General features: G+C 41.2%; 14 protein-coding genes and 1 pseudogene. 7 read left to right on the top strand and 8 right to left on the bottom strand.

From position 1 onward, the window contains the following. Positions 1-78: 78 nt before the first annotated feature. Together UB51_RS21570 and UB51_RS21565 are read right to left on the bottom strand one after the other, a co-directional pair. Positions 79-1,083, bottom strand: a complete 1,005-nt coding sequence (locus tag UB51_RS21570; protein ID WP_044879071.1) for a sensor histidine kinase — start codon at positions 1,081-1,083, stop codon at positions 79-81. Then, complete coding sequence (locus UB51_RS21565; RefSeq protein WP_044879070.1) at positions 1,076-1,771, bottom strand: response regulator transcription factor; 696 nt, start codon at positions 1,769-1,771, stop codon at positions 1,076-1,078. The genes UB51_RS21570 and UB51_RS21565 overlap by 8 nt, the downstream gene beginning before the upstream one ends. Positions 1,772-1,978: 207 nt before the next feature. On the opposite strand from UB51_RS21565, the gene UB51_RS21560 reads away from it, so the two are divergent. Continuing rightward, on the top strand, positions 1,979-3,013 hold the full coding sequence (locus UB51_RS21560; protein ID WP_044879069.1) for a C40 family peptidase: 1,035 nt from the start codon (positions 1,979-1,981) through the stop codon (positions 3,011-3,013). Positions 3,014-3,156: 143 nt separating this feature from the next. On the opposite strand, the gene UB51_RS21555 is transcribed toward UB51_RS21560, so the two are convergent. The 3 genes from UB51_RS21555 to UB51_RS21545 all read right to left on the bottom strand — a co-directional run bounded on the left by UB51_RS21555 (position 3,157) and on the right by UB51_RS21545 (position 7,324). After that, positions 3,157-4,668, bottom strand: a complete 1,512-nt coding sequence (locus UB51_RS21555; protein ID WP_144407052.1) for a serine hydrolase domain-containing protein — start codon at positions 4,666-4,668, stop codon at positions 3,157-3,159. Between the two features lie 273 nt (positions 4,669-4,941). Beyond that, positions 4,942-6,051, bottom strand: a complete 1,110-nt coding sequence (locus tag UB51_RS21550; protein WP_044879067.1) for a PdaC/SigV domain-containing protein — start codon at positions 6,049-6,051, stop codon at positions 4,942-4,944. A 379-nt stretch (positions 6,052-6,430) separates the two neighbouring features. After that, on the bottom strand, positions 6,431-7,324 hold the full coding sequence (locus UB51_RS21545; protein WP_044879066.1) for a MerR family transcriptional regulator: 894 nt from the start codon (positions 7,322-7,324) through the stop codon (positions 6,431-6,433). A 183-nt stretch (positions 7,325-7,507) separates the two neighbouring features. On the opposite strand from UB51_RS21545, the gene UB51_RS21540 reads away from it, so the two are divergent. The 4 genes and pseudogenes from UB51_RS21540 to UB51_RS21525 all read left to right on the top strand — a co-directional run bounded on the left by UB51_RS21540 (position 7,508) and on the right by UB51_RS21525 (position 11,817). Beyond that, complete coding sequence (locus UB51_RS21540) at positions 7,508-8,434, top strand: methyl-accepting chemotaxis protein (protein WP_044879065.1); 927 nt, start codon at positions 7,508-7,510, stop codon at positions 8,432-8,434. A 146-nt stretch (positions 8,435-8,580) separates the two neighbouring features. Further along, a pseudogene (gene vanY, locus UB51_RS21535) lies at positions 8,581-9,493 on the top strand (VanY-A/VanY-F/VanY-M family D-Ala-D-Ala carboxypeptidase). Positions 9,494-9,601: 108 nt separating this feature from the next. Continuing rightward, positions 9,602-9,991, top strand: coding sequence for a BlaI/MecI/CopY family transcriptional regulator (locus tag UB51_RS21530; protein WP_044880351.1), 390 nt, complete (start codon positions 9,602-9,604; stop codon positions 9,989-9,991). Between the two features lie 326 nt (positions 9,992-10,317). Continuing rightward, positions 10,318-11,817, top strand: coding sequence for a HEAT repeat domain-containing protein (locus UB51_RS21525; RefSeq protein ID WP_044879063.1), 1,500 nt, complete (start codon positions 10,318-10,320; stop codon positions 11,815-11,817). 319 nt (positions 11,818-12,136) lie between these two features. Here the strand turns inward: UB51_RS21525 and UB51_RS21520 are convergent, their stop codons facing one another. After that, positions 12,137-13,336 carry an MFS transporter gene (locus tag UB51_RS21520; RefSeq protein WP_044879062.1) on the bottom strand — a complete coding sequence of 400 codons (1,200 nt, stop codon included), beginning with the start codon at positions 13,334-13,336 and terminating at the stop codon, positions 12,137-12,139. 319 nt (positions 13,337-13,655) lie between these two features. Between UB51_RS21520 and UB51_RS21515 the strand changes: the two genes are divergently transcribed. Next, the gene (locus UB51_RS21515) at positions 13,656-15,689 is read left to right on the top strand and encodes a beta-N-acetylhexosaminidase (protein WP_044879061.1); all 2,034 of its coding nucleotides are present in this window, start codon (positions 13,656-13,658) and stop codon (positions 15,687-15,689) included. 867 nt (positions 15,690-16,556) lie between these two features. Here UB51_RS21515 and UB51_RS21510 read toward each other — a convergent pair. Both UB51_RS21510 and udk read right to left on the bottom strand, forming a co-directional pair. Next, entirely contained in the window at positions 16,557-17,792 is a 1,236-nt protein-coding gene (locus UB51_RS21510) for a hypothetical protein (protein WP_044879060.1), read from the bottom strand. A 496-nt stretch (positions 17,793-18,288) separates the two neighbouring features. Beyond that, complete coding sequence (gene udk, locus UB51_RS21505) at positions 18,289-18,924, bottom strand: uridine kinase (RefSeq protein WP_044879059.1); 636 nt, start codon at positions 18,922-18,924, stop codon at positions 18,289-18,291. A gap of 337 nt (positions 18,925-19,261) precedes the next feature. Here udk and UB51_RS21500 point away from each other — a divergent pair, with 337 nt between their 5' ends. Further along, a complete protein-coding gene (locus UB51_RS21500) occupies positions 19,262-19,618 on the top strand; it encodes a nucleotide excision repair endonuclease (RefSeq protein ID WP_044879058.1) in 357 nt (118 codons plus the stop codon). Positions 19,619-19,680: the final 62 nt, after the last annotated feature.

The raw sequence follows: 19,680 nt of genomic DNA, 5'->3' as shown, positions 1-19,680 counted from the left end.
ATGATCTTATTATAAAAGGGTTTGCCGTTCTTATCCTTCGATTGACCGAACAATTAATACAAGCATGTGACATTGTTGTCACACGCTTGTGATATTAACAAATTCATTTCTTTGTGGAAAAATTAATGTGAAAGTCGTTCCTTCTCCCAATGTTGATTTTACATGGATCTGGATGAGCAATGACTGTGCTGATTTTTTGGCTAAATATAACCCCATGCCTGTTGCAGCAGTGTCTTGATGCATGGTCGTTGATGTAAAACCTTTATCGAATATACGGGGTAGATCTTTGGGGTCGATGCCATGCCCACCATCTTTCACCTCAAGGATGGTCTGGTCAGCTCGCAAATAGCTGTTAATCATGATGTCGGATGATTTGCTATATTTTACTGCGTTTGTTAAGAGCTGTCTGAGGATAAAGGCGAGCCATTTAGCATCACTAAGTACTACGGGTACTTCTAAATCGATGTCAAAGCCGATCCCTTTCTGGATACACCATGATTGTAAGGTTTTGATTTCATCAAAAATGATCGTTTCTAACTCTGTATTTTCAATATACAAATCATTTTCAATAAATGGTATACGCCGTTGATGGAGCTGTTGATCAAGCAGGAGATGTATTCGCAACCATTCATACGTCAAATGCATTTTCATGGTTTCGTCGTCTAAGCGGTCGATCATTAAATGCATGGCTGTGAGCGGCGTTTTAACTTCATGAATCCAAGAAAGTAAGTCATCTTTCTCCTGCTCTAGAGTCATAAGATTGTGCGAAGCAGTTTGTTTTAGCAGTTCCGTTTGGTTCGTCATACTGTTTTCAATAATCTTTTCAAAAGGACTTTCTGGTCCAGCTATACTCGTCAAATCAAGATTGTTGTCCCGTTCTTCTAAACTTCTATAAAATTTCGTTTCTTTATTGTAGCGAATAACGAAGAAGATCGAAAAAAGGATCATCGATAAAAAGACAAGATAGAGGGTAGATTGGAATGGGATCGTTGAATCAAAAAAAGAGACAAAGATGATAAATAGCTGCTGGAGTATAAATAGCATGATCCAGCTACGTCTTTCTATGACATATTTTTTAATCATAACCATTTGCCTCTTCAACAGCCATGTAACCTTGTCCAACTTTCGTTTCAATAAAGGTTCCTAAGCCAAGCTCATCTAGTCTTTTTCGTAGACGATTGACGTTGACTGTAAGGGTGTTATCGCTTATAAAACGCTTATCATCCCACAAGCTATTGATTAACTCCTCACGGCTTACGATCTTATTTTTCTGCTGTATGAGCATTTTTAATACGAAAATTTCATTCCTGGTAAGTTCAATTGACCCTGTGTCATTAGTGACTACATTTCTTTCATAATCCACCGTTGCGCCGCACCATGTTTTGAGCTCAATGGTGTCCGTATTGTAATTGTAAACGCGTCGAAGAATCGCCTGAACTTTTGCAATCAGTACATCGAAATGAAACGGTTTTTGGATATAATCATCCGCACCAAGCTGCATAGACATGACGATATCCGCCGGGTGATCGCGAGAGGATAAGAATATAATTGGAATGTTAGAATGAGACCGGATCATTCTACACCAATGAAAGCCATCAAATTTAGGCAATTGAATATCAATAATGACTAGATCAGGTTTGATATCTGTGAATTCTTGAATCACTTTACTGAAATCAGTAATCCCATACACATCATAGGACCATTGCGACAATCTATCTTTGATCTCATGAAATAGCGTTGTGTCATCTTCAATTAACAAGAGTTTAAACAAACGGCTTCACCACACTTTTAATTTCATTTACAGTAATTGTATAGTAAAAAAATGTTGTGTGCTATAGGAGCATTTATTTTTGAGAAATGAAAGTCAGGCGCAACTTCATCTTGCCTATATACATAGTAACCAATATTTGGAACAAAACTAATCGAACTTGCCTTCGTAAGATTGTATGAACATATTAATCAACGAGGTGATGACAACATGACGATAAAAAGGGGTTCACTCCTACTTTTATTACTTACATCTTTGCTCTATTCAGCCCCAGTTCATGCGGAGACGATGCCTCCGACACCGGTATCGGCCATCTATCTGGACGGCCGTCAGCTTCAATTTGAAGTCCAACCATTGCTTATTAAAGGTACGGTGCTCGTTCCCATGCGCAAGCTGTTTGAAGAGCAGGGAGCCAAGATTTCCTGGAATCGCGATACCAAAACAGTGACGGCGATCAAAGGTAATAAGACGCTAACTTATCACATTGGGGAACGGACAGCTTACCAAAATGGTCAACCGCTAAATTTGACCGTTCCCGGTCAAATTAGTAGTGGTTATACGATGATGCCACTGCGCTTTGTCAGCGAAGTGCTGGGAAGCACCGTGAAGTGGGACGCGAACACTCAAACTGTTCGTATCTTTTCCACGATAGATTACAGTACGACGGTTCTGTATGGAGTCAATCTACGAAGCTTGCCGGATTCCACAAAGGGTTCCATGATCCGAGAAATGCTGCCCGTAGGTGAGAAGGTGCAGGTCATTCAGGAAGTCGGCCCTTTCTGGCTGGAAGTGCGTACTAAGGGAAATAAGACGGGATACATATCGGCTAAACCTAAATATAGCGATTATACTAGCGCGTCTCTCGTTGCACGGCAAGCGGACGAGCTGCTCGTATACGGAGAGAAGTTCCTAGGTAGACCGTACGAATTCGGCGCTTCAACCGATCAGACGCTTACATTTGATTGTTCTTCTTTCGTTAGTCGTCTTTTTAAGGATAAGCTGTCAATCGATCTTCAGCGCGTATCCTACAACCAAGCCAAAGAGGGTAAGGAGGTTGCGATCAACGAACTGCGCAAAGGGGACTTATTGTTCTTCAGTGCACGCGGTCTCGATATTGGACACGTTGGCATCTATGCAGGAAATAATCGGATATTACATACATATTCAAAAGAGCTCGGTGTTCATTATGAAACCTTAGATGCCAAGTGGATGAAACGGTTTGTGACGGCCCGCAGGATATTGTAGTTCGGTAGCTATTGAGGCATTGAATAGACTGCTCATCAACGATTGACCCCTTCTTCTGCAGATTTAGCTGGGAGTTAATTAGACAGGAAGAGAGCCGACTGCCATCAGCAGTTGGCTCTCTTTTTTATATAAATATTTGTCATTTATAGTTCCCTTGGAACAATCGTGCTTCTGCGCAATAGAGGTTTACATGCCAGTGAAATACTAAACAACAGGTAGGTTACAGAGAGTATGGTCAATCCATTTACGGTGTCAGGAGCAGTCGTTAACTGATAAAGGGAAGGCGTTCCGCTCTCATATGGAATATACGAATATATGTAATACAATACGCCGATTAGCATCAGACCATTCAGGACCCAACACACGAGGATTGTGGGAAGAGTTGGTTTCTTAAAGGAGAATCTTGATTTCCTACTCAGCCATGAGAGTAAAGTAGGTATCCACATTATAGGTACAATGATGGCAAACAAAGTGCTAATCATTAAGATTCCTTTATTTACAGGGTTGATCGCGGGGGAATCTTGTTTGGATAGATGTGATGGAGGGTTGCCCTCTAGTATTCGAGAAATATTGTAGTTGGTATCGTCCGTGATATTTTGTTTGGAGTTGGACAATAGCGCAAAACCATATGATCTATTCGGAAAAACGATTAAATTTGAAGTGAACCCCGGAAGTCCTCCCTTTTTCTCAATGGTATTCGCTGAGACCTCCCAACCGAATCCATACCCGGTCGATTGATCGTAAATATCTGATTTATGCATTTCAAGTAGGCTTTCTGATCGAAGAACGGAAGGGTTACCTTCTGAGGAGCTACCCAGGAGAAAAGAAATGTATTTACCGAAGTCCTCGGCACTCGTTGTCAATCCAGCAGAGCCTAAAGTGGCATAGGATAATTGTTCATGAAAGGGTCGCACATTCCCCCAGATGTACCGATGACCGGTAGCTGAATTTGGCAAGATATCTCCAAAAGAATAGACCGTTCGATTCATTCCCAGCGGCTGAAAAACATGTTGACTCATATAATTGGGAAAAGGTTGCTTTGTAACTTTCTCCAAGAGTAACTGCAGCAAATCATAATTCATGTTGGTATATTCATATGTTGTTCCCGGTGAGGCTACGAGTTGTACATTTTGGAGCTTGCGCTCTATTTGTGATGCAATATGATCAGGATCGGAACCTTCAACATCATGAGTATTCAGTCGACCCGGAAGTCCGCTTGTATGATTCAGTAAGTCTCGGATGGTGATACGCGCAGAGAGGGAGGTTTCTTTGGTTGCAAACCAGGGTAGGTATTGTGTGACGGGTGCATCTAATTCCACGAGCCCCTTATCACGAAGCTGCATAATGGCTAATGAAGTGAACACCTTGGAGATCGAGCCGATTTGAAAATTGGTTGTTGGATCAACAATTTCGGTGCCTTCCCATTCATTTCGTCCGTAACCTTTGACATAAACATTGCCGTTCTCATCGGCAAGCACAAATGCCATGCCGGGAATATTAAAGCGCTGCATGTTCTGGACAATTTCTTCATCTATTTCTTGCGTTGTTTCCGGTAGTGGTTTAATTGATCCATAGGCTTTCGAGACCGGTAAGAGACAATAAATCATAATGAGAGTTAAGACAAGTTGGCTTCGAATAGCGCATCCTCCTTTCAATTGTTGTCTATTAAATTTGTAATAGTAGGTTATTAACTTCTATTAAATCAAATATTGAATAAAAAGGAAATCATTAATAAATATAGCGATTAGCGTGTGTATTTCAATGTCCTGCTCAAAAAAAGATGACCCTGAACGAATACAGAGTCATCTACTGGTGGTAATCTAGGTTTAGCCCCAGCTCATGTTGTTTATTAACAATTAACAGATAGGCTCACAGTTTATTATCGGCTATAGGGCCTTTTTTATAACTTAGTCTAGGTCAATTAAGGCTTACTTGATAGACGAGAAAGGATTTATGCCCTTCGGTAGTAATTCGCTAAAGTTAAATTCGAAAGTAGGCAATCCGGCTGCATAAGGTGCAATCTCGTACTGCTGGTAAAAGATTGCAATGCCACCTTCTTTGACGTAGAAGTCAGGCTTGGTGTTCAATCCGGCGGATACGTCTGCGAAGGATTCCTTTTTTGTTCTTTCCTTCAGCATATTGCCCAGTTTTTGCTTGTAGTTCGGAGTCGCCTTCAGTAGGTCGCCCAGTTCCAGTTGCTTTCCACTCTTCAATGAGAAAGTAAGTCCTTCGCGAGCTGTGCTACCATGGGCTCCGCCTGTATAAGAACTTTGATCGATTACAACACTGAGCACACCTTCACGGTTGAAGGTCACTACAAAGTCTTGGCTGAAATCATACTTGTGCTTCTCCACGGAGCCGTCTCTAATTTTGGACTGCTTTTCACTCTCGGTTGCGAATTCCTCGGATTTTTTCTTGAACACGGCATTCATCGCCTGCTGTGCTTTGTCTGTCAATCCGCTGATTTGTGGATATTGAATCTGGATACTTGCATTCTTATTAGTTTTGTTCAATGTGACGGACGAGATGCTAATATCGTTCATCACCCGTTTGCTGATTTCGAGCGATTTCAGGGAAGGACTGTACGCACCCTGATAGCCTAAGTAATCATTCAACAATTTGAAAGGTACATACAAGTGTCCGTCCAAATTTTTCGCTTCATATTTGCTACTATTGCTGTAAATATAGTAACCGTTCAGGTTTGTGCTAACGCCATATTGGGAAGTTTCGAGATTAAGCTTCATAGAGCCACTACCTACACTATAAGTCTTTGTGCTTGGTGTATAGCTCAAAGGAAGCCCAAGGGCATCACGTAGAACTGTTACAGGTATCATCGTGTTTCCATTCACGATTTTTCCCTGCTGTGGTAACGTTTCCCCCTTATATTTAAGCACAACAGCTGGCTGTTGCACGCTCTGTTTCATAACGTTTGTAGTTGTAGTATCGGCATATGCCGAAGTCCCTCCTGTTAAGCCCGAACCCCCAAGTAGTATACCAGCAGCCAATAGGGCTGCGCTCCATTGCATACCTTTATTCATTATTGAATTTCTCCTCCCTAATACATGATTATATTTGTTTGTCATGTGATATCTTTCTAGAAATTACCTACTACTACATTATATATAGTGAAAAATAGATTTGTTTACAAACGCGGTTACAGTATTGTTGCATAAACGTGGAAAAAGTTTATTTGTCTTAACCTTTTGGTCATATTCGAAAGCAATTATCCAAAATTAAATTTACTGGTGAATTCCAGAAAAAACAGAGTTCTTGGTATAAACCAAGAACTCTGCGATTTACTTACCTACGAATTGAAATGGAACTAGCAACAACCCATGAATGAGAAACTATTATTTACTAGGTTCCGGTTCTTAATCTGTCTATCTTGTCCTGTCTGAATATAGAATCAGGAGAGTTTTACAGTCTGGATTCAATTTGCGAATGGTACCATTGTTCCCAGCTTGTCTGATCATTAGGTATGACATACGTGGATATAGGTGTTATGGAATCTTTAAAGCCCATTCCACCAAGCACAAATTTTAAATCAGGAAATTGTCCGTGACATACCTTGATCGAATCCTCCAGCCTTTCGATATGGATGGGATCGGTAATTGAAATGGCCACCACCGATACATTCTTCCTCTCAAGCAATATAGTTAATTCGCTCAATGGTGTATTTGGGCCTAAGTAAATGACATCTAGCCCTTTTTTTCGTAAAAATAAACTAAAGAGCATCAGTTCCATGTGATGTTGTTCTCCCTCAGGACACAGTGCCAAAACTTTCGGAAGATGATGATGAACAGGAAGGATTCTAAAAAACTGGGTAAATCTTTGCATAATTAATTGGGAAGAGAAGTGCTCTTCAGCAGCCGTTATAAGCCCACTTTCCCATTCTGCACCCATTCTGTAGAGCACTGGAACAAGTAAGTTGTGGAATACATCGTCATAGTGATACAACGTAAACGCTAAATCAATGGTTTCGTGTGCTTGGATTGTATTTAAATCAATTAAATCTTGGTACAGTTTTTGGATGAGATCATCGTAAATTTTACTGGCATAAGGTTCGGGGGCTTTCTCGATTAGACCCTCAAAGTTTTTTTGTTTCAGCAACCACACCGCTTCGCTAACTTTCATGTTTTGCTCGTCCATTTGATTCTTTATCCATTTAAGGGTGTCAATATCAGCTTGGCTATATAAACGATGTCCACCATGACTGCGCATCGGTTTTATGATCTGGTACCTATTCTCCCAAGCCCGTATAGTCACAGTGGGGATACCTAGCAATTCAGAAACTTTTTTAATACCATACATATATGTTACCCACCTCAGTTTAATTATACATAAATTAGACACAATGACTAGGTTGAGAAGGATTTTTCTTCAAATTTGAAACTTATAAAAAATATTGTTGCATAAGTTGTATAGTTTGTGTATAGTCTCTGTGTAGTTTACATTAATTGTTATACGGAATGATATAAATATAGGGGGCGCAACATGAGTAGTCTAAGTAATAATTTGTATTCTAGCACCCAAGTATTGGAACAGAGCGCGGTCCTTGCAGCTATTGAGAATTCCTTGGCCATGATCGAATTCAATACTGAAGGGAAAGTGTTATGGGCAAACGATAACTTTGCACGGGCAATGGACTATGAAGCATCCGAAATGCCAGGATTGATGCATCGACAGTTCTGTACACCAGAATTTGTGAACAGTTCTGAATATACGAAGCTTTGGAGTGATTTAAAAAGCGGACGTCCTTTCCAAGAAAAAATATTACGGGTTACAAAGAATCGACGTCTCCTATGGTTTGAGGCGACATATACCCCCGTTTATGATACAGATGGTCATGTGCAAGCTGTAATTAAAGTGGCAACGGATATCACGTCTCGGGAGAATGCCACAACTCAAGTTACAAATGATATGCAACACATGGCTGAGGATCTCCTAAAACGTGCAGAGGAAGGCGTTTCAAGTAGTCATCAAATTGCATCAGCCATCGAACGGGTCGTTAAGGAATCCAATAACAACATGGAAATACTCCAACTATTAGAACAAAAGTCCGATTCTGTTCGAGATAGCATGAAGACCATCCGTGATGTTGCCTCGCAGACCCATTTGCTGGCTTTGAATGCTGCGATTGAAGCAGCGCACGCAGGAGAACATGGGCGTGGCTTTAACGTGGTGGCAACTGAGGTTCGCAAATTGGCTCAGCAAGCGGAGGAAGCGACTAAGGAAGTGAATTCTAATTTGGAGGGTATCGCTGAACAGGTGGCAGAGATCGCAAACGGTACAAAACGCTCGCAAACGGTCATTACTGACAGCCAACGCCTTACCCAACAAGCGGTTGATGAATTTACGGGCATCGGTCAAGCTGCAGGTCTACTTGATAAACAGGCCAGAATATTAGGGGATATGCTGTAAGGACACGATCATGGGATCGGATCGAAAGATACATATTTATTCTGTTGAGAGTTCATGATTTAAGAAAAACTTTATAATTGTCCTACTTTTTGTTTAAACAGTTTTCTCTATTCTAGATACATGAAGGATGGAGGAGGAAACTGCAAATGAAGAAGTGGGGCTTTTTTGTGATTATTATATTGTTGTTACTAGGGCTTAAAGCCATGAATATAACACCAACCGTTCAACAGACCCATAAAGACATTGCTAAGGAAGATCATGATATTCAGAGAGGTACTCTTACAAGTGCCCAGACGATAAACATTACTCAAGATCAGGTGTACCAAGGGAATTTACTCTTGGTTAACAAGGAGTATCCTGTTCACCAAGACAGTGTGCAATCGGATGTGGTTAATTTATTTGAGCACAAAGAGTTGTTACAAGGTTATGGACTGTTAGATACTCATATTCAGTTGTCAGAGCGTGTGGCGCAGAAGTTTCTGAAGATGATAGAGGCTGCTGAAAAGGATGGAATTCAACATTTTTTGATTAGCAGTGGTTATCGAGATTTTGAAGAGCAAAGAAGCCTTTATCAAGAAAAGGGATCTGATTATGCTTTGCCAGCGGGTTATAGCGAACACAATTTAGGATTATCCCTTGATATTGGATCTACGCAAATGGAGATGAGTAAAGCACCTGAAGGAGAATGGTTGCAAAAGAATGCTTGGAGGTACGGCTTTATTTTACGGTATCCCAAGGACAAAACCGCTATTACAGGTATTCAATATGAGCCTTGGCATTTTCGCTATGTCGGTCTGCCTCACAGTGCCATTATGAAGGAAAATAATTTGGTGTTGGAACAATATTTAGATTTCTTGAAAGAACACAAGAGCACTTCAACAGTAGTTAATGGCACAACATATGATGTTATGTATCATCCTATTTCTCACAATATGACCCTTGAAATCCCCGTGCATCATCACTATGAGACATCAGGAAACAACATAGATGGCGTCATTGTGACTGTGTCCAAGTGAAATACATATAGGGAGTAAAAACGAGGCGAGGATATCCATTTGATTTCTCTAAATACATTCCGTTTAATGATAGGTTAGAATTGTAATTATCAAAGATGTACCTATTGACGTTTGTAGATTACATTTGTAATCAAGAGAAAGGATGTTTGACTTGGAGAAAATACCTGTGATTTCTGATTCGGAATGGGAAGTAATGAGGGCAATTTGGCATAGAGGAGAAATGACGGCAGCAGAGGTCATTGATTCCATTGCAGATGAGATGGATTGGAGTCCCAAAACCGTTCGGACCTTGCTCAGCCGGCTTGTATCAAAAAACGTGCTTGCTATTAAGCAAGAAACGCGTCCCTTTGTTTATTATCCATTGGTATCAGAAGCGGCTTGTCAAAGTGCTGTAACGAAGTCATTTTTCAAGCGCATATATAACGGAACCTTTAAACATTTTTTAGTTAACTTTGTAGAGGAAGGAGAGTTATCTCAGCAGGATATTGATAGTCTAAAACAAATTTTGCAGGAAAAAGAATCTAATGGTGAAAAATCATGAATATACTTTTGTAGATAGATCCCCCCGATCTTTCAACACTTTTAGTTGGATACGGACAACAAAGAATGGATGATACCAGATCTCGATAGTATTAAGAATATCCAAGAGTTTGTTTTCAGATTAGCTGAAAAGTACACCTGAATTGAAACAGGACGTAGTTTAAGAATTAATTTATGTATAGGGTCTGTCAAATCTTTTGTGTAGACTCTTGTAATAGCCCCGAGGGGAGAAATTTTAAGATGCTGCCGGATGCAATCCGGAAAGAAGGCGGAATGCTTATGATAGGATGAATCCATGATGATCTATAGAATGTGAGGGTGAGAAAATTGAATTACAGCGTGTTAACATACATAGAAGATCTTGAACCGAAGTACATGAATGAATCGACCCTATTTGACGAAGTAACTGCGAATCTATTTGACTACTATGAGCAGAAGATGGATAGCTTTAGAATTGGCGGTGGTTGGAAGGATGTATTCGTACTAAAGGATGGAACCCGTGCATCATATGCAAGAATAAGAGATATTGATTTTGCGAAAATGCCTGGATTTTGTACTCATGTGGTTATTAACCGAGAGTGGAACGAGATAAAGTACCAAGAGGATTCCAATTTTTTCGTGAACTATTATCAACAATTTATTGAATCAGAGAGAGACTCTGAAACTGTTCTTTTAATCCTGGATTGTTATAAAAAAGAAGGAAGAGATTCCGTCGCTGACTGTATCTTGTCAATCGCCCAGGGACATGATCATGGGGCTGAAGATCTGTTGCGATTATTAACAGAAGGTGCATGTTTGGGGGAGCAGGCTGAAGTCTTACGAAAGTTGTATGTTCAGACTCCTAATCAAAAAATATCTCAACTTTGGGCATTTCACTGTATCCAAGTTGGAAATTTAGATGCCATTAAGGAAATTCAAGATCCCATGAATGTTATCAAGGTCTTTCACCCAGCTGGGATGTCTGATCGTAAACTTAAGCATTTAAACATATCAGAGGGGATTCACCCTATTATTCTTCCATGGTTGGAACATGAGAATTTGGCAATCCGTATAGATACAGCCCGAACAATATCTCGATTTGCAGAAAACTCCCATAACATTACCCCATATATTAATTCATTAGAAGTGAGGCTTTATGACCATGAGCAACTAAAGTGGCATGGACAGGTGTCTGCATACGCAGCTAGTGCTTTGTACTATTCGACAATTTCGAATGAAACGAGAGTGAGAGCTTTAGAAATATTAGAGGATAAAATAGTAGACAAAGATAAAAAGACCTCTCTTAACTGTACCGCTGCGTACACACGATTTTTAATAGATAAAAATGATTTTGATTCCATCGATGAGCTGATAAAGAACAAGTCAAAGCATGTCCGGACCGGAGTCATGAAAGGACTTTACGCAAAAGTGCTATCAACAGATGATGTATTGGAACGTAAGCGAAAAGGTAATAAGAATATTCCAATGGAAGAATTTGATTTTTCACCTGTGTGTGAAAGATTGTTAGAAGGTCTCAAAGACGACTGCCAGGAGGTTCAAAAATTTGCATCGGAAGCTCTTCGGGATGCCGCATGCAAGAGGGGCTTGGACATAACTCCGGCCATGCCAACGCTTATAGGAATTCTTCCTTCTGGTAATTCAATTATTTCACAAAATGCAATTGCTTCACTAAAAAATAGTATATGGAAAATAGACTCCGGGTTGATTGAAAAAGCACTCGTTGCTATAGAAATACTTCTTCAAGACAACAACAAAAACGTGCGTCAGGAAGCTGGAATTGTTGCTAAAGAAGCAAAAAATATTCTCAACGAAAGAGAACAAGGATGAGAGTTTGCAAATAGATACAACAAGAAGCCTTAGATATTTTAGACTTCTTTAATTTTGCTTGAGGGGATTCGCAGATTGTATTGAGCGTCTGAATAAGATTTATACACTTACAAAGTCAATCAGCGGTCATGTTCCCGAACTACCAAGTACTAATAGAGGCCATAAACTAGAAGAAGCCCCCGCTTCACTTAGAAGCTGGGGCTGAACTGTTTTTTTGAAATAAAAGTATAAGGTTCAACAATACTTTGCTTATATTTCTACGAGAAACGGTTATCGTCCCTTTAAGGACGGCGAAGGTTTCTTCTTGGATGAACATTGATTACATGACACTCTGTTTGCGTTCCACAATATAGCAGGCTATTCCAAGTACTAGACCTAGCCCAACAAGTATTGCGCCAACCCATGGGAGGGATGTCAGGCCCATTTGGGTGATGACCCAGCCGCCAATGAAGGCGCCAGTAGCATTGCCTAAATTACCTGCTGAATGACTGGTGGTAGAGGCAAGTGCGGGGGCCTCTTGCGCTAGGCTCATAATTCGTATTTGCAGTCCTGGCATAACAGAGAAGGAAGCAACACCCCAGAAGAAAATAGTGACTACGGCAGCAATAGGATGATGGACCGTAAAGGTGAAGATGGTAAGAATGATACATACGACAAAGTAGATTCCCAATATAGAGGGCGTTAGCTTCCAGTCCGCAAGTTTCCCCCCGACAAAATTGCCGATCGTCACACCACAACCGAACAAAACGAGAATCCACGTTACACTGTGTTCAGCAAAGCCAGATATTTGTTGAAGCAATGGCGCAATATAAGTAAATACGGTGAATAAGCTGGCGTTGCCCAGTGCTCCAATTAGTAGGTATAGCAGTAACTTGGGCTGAACGAGGGCGGTGATCTGCTTTGCTAGACTTGCAGGTTTGTCTTGTCGAATATGCGGAATAAACATAAGTATACCGATTAATGCTACGATTCCGATGATGGCAATTGTAGCAAACGAAGCTCGCCATCCCAAATGTTGTCCGATAAAAGTACCTAGAGGAACACCAACAATATTCGCAATTGTTAAACCAGCCATCATAATGGACACCGCCCCGGCACGCTTATCCGGGCGTACAAGATTGGAGGCGATGACGGCTCCAACCCCAAAGAAAGTTCCGTGCGTCAGTGCTGTAATGATGCGAACCACCATTAGAACTGTATAGTTCGGAGCAATTACAGAGATAGCATTGCCCAGAATGAACAGAACCATGAGTAGACATAACAGCGTCTTTTGCGGGATTTTGCGGGTGAGGATCGTCATTATAGGTGCGCCGATGGCTACCCCAAGGGCGTAACTTGTAATGAGTTGTCCCGCTGATGAAATGCTAACATTTAAGTCTTCAGCCACATTGGGTAGAAGACCCATAATCACAAATTCAGTCATACCGATCGCAAAGGCGCCCACTGTAAGAGCTAGGATGGAGATTGGGAACGGTTCTTTGACTGCTTGTTTCCTGTTGATACTTTGAGACAGATTCATGATGAGAAGGTAACCTTTCTTGTATCAATAATGAAAATAGTTGTAGTGTAGAGCCACATTTAAGAGATGCTCTATATTATTTAGGCTTATAAAAATATTGTCAAGGAAATGCGAATAGCATGCACTTGTTAAATTTAAACGGATCTGCTTTCCTAAGTGAAAAAATACTCCCCCAAACAGGGAGAATTCGCCTATAATAAGGTAGTGAAGCTTTTCCATCGCTCGTATAATGCGAACGAGTGTTGAAGCTGTCAGTACCAGTCATGGACTGACGCAATCTCATCATAGCTAACCAAAATGAGTATGGGGGAATATGAGGATGAAGGTTCTTTTTGAGGGAGATATAACATCTTTACATGCAGGTATTCAGGAATTGATACAGCAGCTTGGAATTACTGAAGCAGCTGAAGGGGAAGAGCTTATTATCCAAGTGCAACAGCGGGCGGACAATCCGGACGCTGATCTAGAAGTGGGCTTGGAAGCTGGACCGATTCTGGAACGTAGCGCTGGATGGAACTTAGCAAGTGGAAGTATTAGCAACTATGAACAGAACGTTAGCGGGACCAATCAAGAGCAAATCATAGAGCCTCGTAAAGCCTACATACGATATGGACGAAAGCATCAGTTCTTTCGGGGACTCAGTTTACTAGTGCAGCACACCGGCAGCGCAGAGTCATTTACAATTCAGGAACAGCAGCAGTTCGATACGATAGGACCGATGTTTGATCTATCCCGTAATGCCGTTTTTACCGTGGACAGTTTCCAAGAGATGCTACGCAAGATGGCACTCATGGGGATGAACACTGTGATGCTGTATTTGGAAGATACGTACGAAATCATCGGAGAACCTTATTTCGGTTACATGCGAGGTCGTTATACGCAGGCAGAGTTAAAGAAGATTGACGACTATGCTGACCAATTTGGTATTGAGGCTTTTCCAAGTATTCAGACGCTCGCTCATCTGGAGGAATTCCTTAAATGGGAGCCAGTAAGCCATTATAAGGATACGAAGGGTGCACTGCTCGTCGGGGAAGAACGGACAGATCAGCTTGTTGAGCGTATGATTCAATCGATTAGCGCACCCTTTCGCAGCCACAAGATCCATATTGGTATGGATGAGGCTGAGGAACTTGGACGTGGGAAGTATCTGGACAAGAACGGGTATGAAAGCCGCTTTGAGATCATGACTTCGCATTTAGAGAAAGTACTGGAAATTACGCGCCGTATGGGGCTGAAGGCGATGATGTGGAGCGACATGTTCTTGAAGTTAGCTTCAGCAAACGGCAGTGAACATTATGATGCAAATACAGTTATTCCAGAGGAGATGGCTAGTCGCATTCCCAAAGACGTGGACATGGTGTATTGGGATTACGCCCATATGGAGCAGCATGAATATGAGAGCCTGATCGCTAAACACCGCCCATTAGGCTGTAACCTCGTATTCGCCGGTGCGGTATGGGTATTCAACACTTTTGGTGTGAATTACGGTTTGTCGTTAAATGCAACCGATGCGGCACTGCAAGTATGCAAGAAAGAAGGCATCCGTGAGGTGTATGCAACCATGTGGGGCGATGACGGTATGGAGAGCAATCCATATATTGCGCTACTTGGACTACAATTCTACGCAGAGCATGCTTATTCGCAGAATACGCCTAGCGACTCGTGGCTGGCGGAGAGGGTTAAGTTCTGTACGGGCATCGAAGCGGACTCATTCTTGCAGTTGAAATATTTAGATGAAACACCAGGGAGTGAGCCGAACAATCGGAAGCAGAGTAATCCGTCCAAATTTCTGCTCTATCAGGATGTTCTTCTAGGGCTGTTCGATAAGCAGACGGAAGGGCTGGGCATGAACGCCCATTACGCCCAGTTGGAACAGCAACTTCATAACAGCCGGAATCAAGATGCTGAGCTCGATTATCTGTTTGAAGTGCCTGAGAAGCTTTGCGGCGTCTTGAAACATAAGAGCGAAATCGGTATTAACTTGAAACAAGCTTACGATGCTAAAGATATGAATACACTAAGCCGTATCGCCACAGAGGAACTGCCGGTTATCTCCCTTGCTGTGAAAGAGCTACGGAAAGCACACCGCAGCCAGTGGCTACGGATGTTCAAGCCATTTGGGTGGGAAGTCATCGACATTCGCTATGGTGGAGTTGTGAATCGTCTGGATACGGCTTCGGAGCGTATACTTGACTATGTTGAGGGAAGAATCCCTCAAATCGAGGAGTTAGAACAGGAGCGTCTTCTGTACAGCACAACCAATCGCTTTACGAATAAGGGTGCAGGCTGGTGCAGTTTTTATTACCGGATGGCATCGCCTAACGTCTTTTTCCACGTCCTAAATCCATTTTAAACACCAATAAGGTTCTTTCTTTGGCACTGGTTAGGACGCCAGTGGCATGCTTCAAACGTTTGATTTATCTGATATTCGGTTGAACTACCTTAGAGCCTAGCTTCCCAAAGAGATCATTCTGTGACATTTCGTCTCTAAAGGACACGCATTTAAAGATTATGACTTATTTAAATTAAACCAAAGGGCCTCCAGAATGAATCTGGAGGCCCTTTTAGCGAACATCTTAAAATACATGTAAATGCATTACACCTCGAAAATCAGTGGGAGACCTCCAGGGAAGACTCCTCGATAAACTCATATCTACTCTTTATAGAAGTATTTTTATTTTAAAATTTCGGTTCTAATTCATAATCAGCGCTTGCTGAAAATAGAATTTTATGCTGATCGTAGCGGAGAGGATGGAATTGTCGTGGAGAAGCGTAGCGTTCGCCTTTGCCCCTGAATTTTAACTGCAAAGAGCGGTAAATTCAAAAAATTAGGGGGCAACAGCGATCAGAAGGACAATCCATCCGCGTAGCGATCACTTATCAACTCGATACATTTGTCAAGCACTGATTTTGGTGTTGAGCCAAAATTTCTAAATTAATTTTACTATGAAATAGTCCAAGGAGAAGTGTGAATCCGCAAAATAAAGCGACAATATTTAAATCTATAGTAGGAAATAGATTTGATACTTTTACAAAGAATAAAAGAACTATCCCTGGTAAAAATGTGCACATAAGAAATCCATAATTAACAGATATAGATTTCCGTATGAAAATTAAGGCTAAATAAGCACCAATACATGCGTCAAGACCAAAAAAACTAGCCAATCCTAAGAAGGGATCGGCTAGTTTTTTAGTCTATTCTATTACCATTATCCAGCTATTATTTAGGCGCTACTGCATTATCATCGGAAGTTACGATCACAATTTCAGCACTTGTCATGCCTGGTAACGATCTAGTCATAACTGGGGAATGGAATGCGACAATTTTCATGCCGGCTCTCAATTCTGTTCCCCCATTAAGCAATGAGATCACCTTTGTATCTTTCGAGATATTCAGAATCACATCGTTATCTGTGGATTTGTCAGAACCCACATTGACATACACTTGGCCTTCAGTTGTACGGTCTGATGCAACAATGGTACCTTCAACTTTATTGGTTTCTGTTGCTTTCACAACAATTTTGTCGGCATGGGTTTGAGCTGGGTAGATCATCGTCATTACTTCACCATAGTAGGCATCGACACGAACATCTGCTTTCAATGCATCTAGCGTTAATGGGTTACCATCTTGATTGACGATTTGAGTGTCTTTATCAACCGATAGGATGACATGATCAACTCCGCCTTTTTCCATAGGGTTTCCAATCACAGTGATTTTGCTATCTGTTACATTTGTAATGATTCCATCCGTACCAGGAGCTTGTTCTTGAATCGTTTCTTCCACTGTTGTGTCCACTACGACATAGTTAGTTGTTGATTGAGGCGGAAGGCTCATCGTAACGGCAGGACCGTAGAAAGCTTTGACGCTCATACCTACTTGGATCTCACTTGCCTCAATGGCTTTGCCATCTAGGCCTAAGATTTGAGCTTTGTCAGCAAAGTGCAACACGATCGTATCTTCGAATCCTGAATAGATATTTTCACCTTTTACTACGATGCCACTGTCATTCACTTCGGTAACTGTACCGTTAATAGCAGTAAAGCTTTGGTCTTGAACAACAAGTGTTAATGCCGTTCCACGTGCTGGAAGGCTTTTCGTGATTTGAGGACCGTAGAAAGCTTTTACGACTTTTTGTTCATCTATGATTGTTTTTAAAGATACTTTTTTTCCTTTAGAATCAATAATTTTTGTGTTTTTAGTGATGGATAGAACAATTTCGCTTTGATCAGTTGTAGTAAGACCACGACCTGTTACAGTAACGAATTTACCTGTTTTGTCGTTCACAGAATCTGTGATTTGACCGATTGTGCCAGGGACAACTTTAGCTTGATTTTGAATAGATCCTTGTCCATCGTGAATCGGTGCGGGGGGAACCTCTTGTGCACTCGCTGCTATAGGCATTGCTGCCATCGCTAGAATCGTTGTTGCTGCTAACACTTTGTACATTTTTTTCATTTGTTATTCCTCCAATTTATATGTGTAGGGTTCGTACTTGAGAGTTTGAGGTCTTGTTATCTACATTCTTAGACGGGACAGTCGTTTGGAATGTTGCACAAGTTAGTGTAGTTATTTGTCGAACCTTTGGTGTATTTGCTGAGTATAACTTTGAATGTATGGTCAAGGTGGCTGCTCTTATGTACAGGGGAATGAGCTGTTGGGTCGGTGTTAGGAGTGTCCTTCATATCACAATCCATCATATAAAAATAAGCTGCCGAGAAGGTCTCGACAGCTTGGGACAGACCAAGAGGTCTGCTTATTTCAATATATAAGAAAGATAAGTTTCAACTATACTTTCTTATATTTCAACGAGAAACAGTTACCTCCCTTTAAGGACGGTGAAGCCGTTTCTTCTTGTTAAAAATAAATGAACGGTGGTCCCGGACGTGTGCTACGTCTTCGGGGTTACCGAAAACCAGCAAGCTGGTTTACCGCATGAGTAAATCGAGTGCTATTAAGCCTCGGTCCATTCCTGGTCGCCCGTCAAGTATTTCTCGGTCAAGATGGACAGCACTTGAATACCGACTTCATTCTCCCCGCCTTCAGGGATGATTAGGTCAGCATATTTCTTGGAAGGCTCGATAAACGCATCATGCATTGGTTTTACCGTCTTTAAATATTGTTGGTGAATCGATTGAATAGTTCGACCGCGTTCCTCAATATCCCGGAGCACCCGACGGAGTATACGTACATCGGGGTCGGTATCAACGAATACCTTGATGTGGAGTAGATTCCGGAGTTTTTCATCGGATAGCACATGAAGACCTTCGAGAATAACAATATGGTTAGGAACTAGCTCTACTGTGTCGACAGTAGAACGGGCATGAACCGTGAAGTCATATACCGGGGCGTGTGCGGTGTGGCCTTCTTTAAGAGTCTTAAGGTGTTCAATGAGTAGCTCGTTGTCAAAAGCAAACGGATGATCATAATTGATCGATTCGCGTTCTGTCATACTGAGATACGATTGATCCTTATAGTAGTTATCCTGAGATATGAAAGTTACTTTACCCGAGCCAAGTCGGTCTATAACGGAGCGGGCTACCGTTGTCTTGCCCGAGCCGGTGCCGCCAGCGATACCTATAATGAGCATGAAGATTCAATAGACCTCCCTAAATGATTGCTTTTTGCAATTCCAATATTGTAGCACAGCGCTCACTTTATTTCACCCTGATTGGGCAAACAAAGCATGGCATCTTTAAAATTTGTCGATATTAAGGATAAAGATGTAAAGTTTAGAGCTCGGTGTATTTGCGACTACGGGAAATATTGTATGGGTCTGCCTACGAAGTTTGAGGCCTTCTCATTAGAGATAGCAATGTGTTTAGTATGCGCCATATGCAATACGTTTAACAGTGAGATAGAAAATGGTGTTACATTAAGATTTGTGATAGTATTTACTCCTATATAGAAAGAGGAAGTGAGCTATAGTGATAAACATAACGATTCCAACACCTGATGTTACGATTACCAAGCAGGAGAATCCTGAGCTAAGTCATATTTACGGATTTACAGATTTTCACCTGATTCCTAGAGATATGGGTGGTATTTTCATGTTTTACAACGACAATGATGAATTATTGTTCGTGGGTAAGGCAAGAAAGCTTAGACCAAGAATAAAAAAACATTTTGAAGATACGGTATCCGTGATCAAAATGAATAGAGATGAAGTTACTAAAATTGATGTTTGTCTTATTGGGGACCCTGTTCATAGAGAAATCTACGAAACGTATATTGTTAATGAACTCAAGGCCAAATACAATGTAGACAAAGTGTTATTTAAGTAAATGAATAGAGTCATAGGTGCAGTCTTTTGACTGTGTCTATTTTTTTGTTAGGACGTGACTGG

This window comes from Paenibacillus sp. IHBB 10380 (genome assembly GCF_000949425.1).
Lineage (GTDB): Bacteria > Bacillota > Bacilli > Paenibacillales > Paenibacillaceae > Paenibacillus_AQ.
This window is presented reverse-complemented; position numbering and strand designations above follow the sequence as displayed.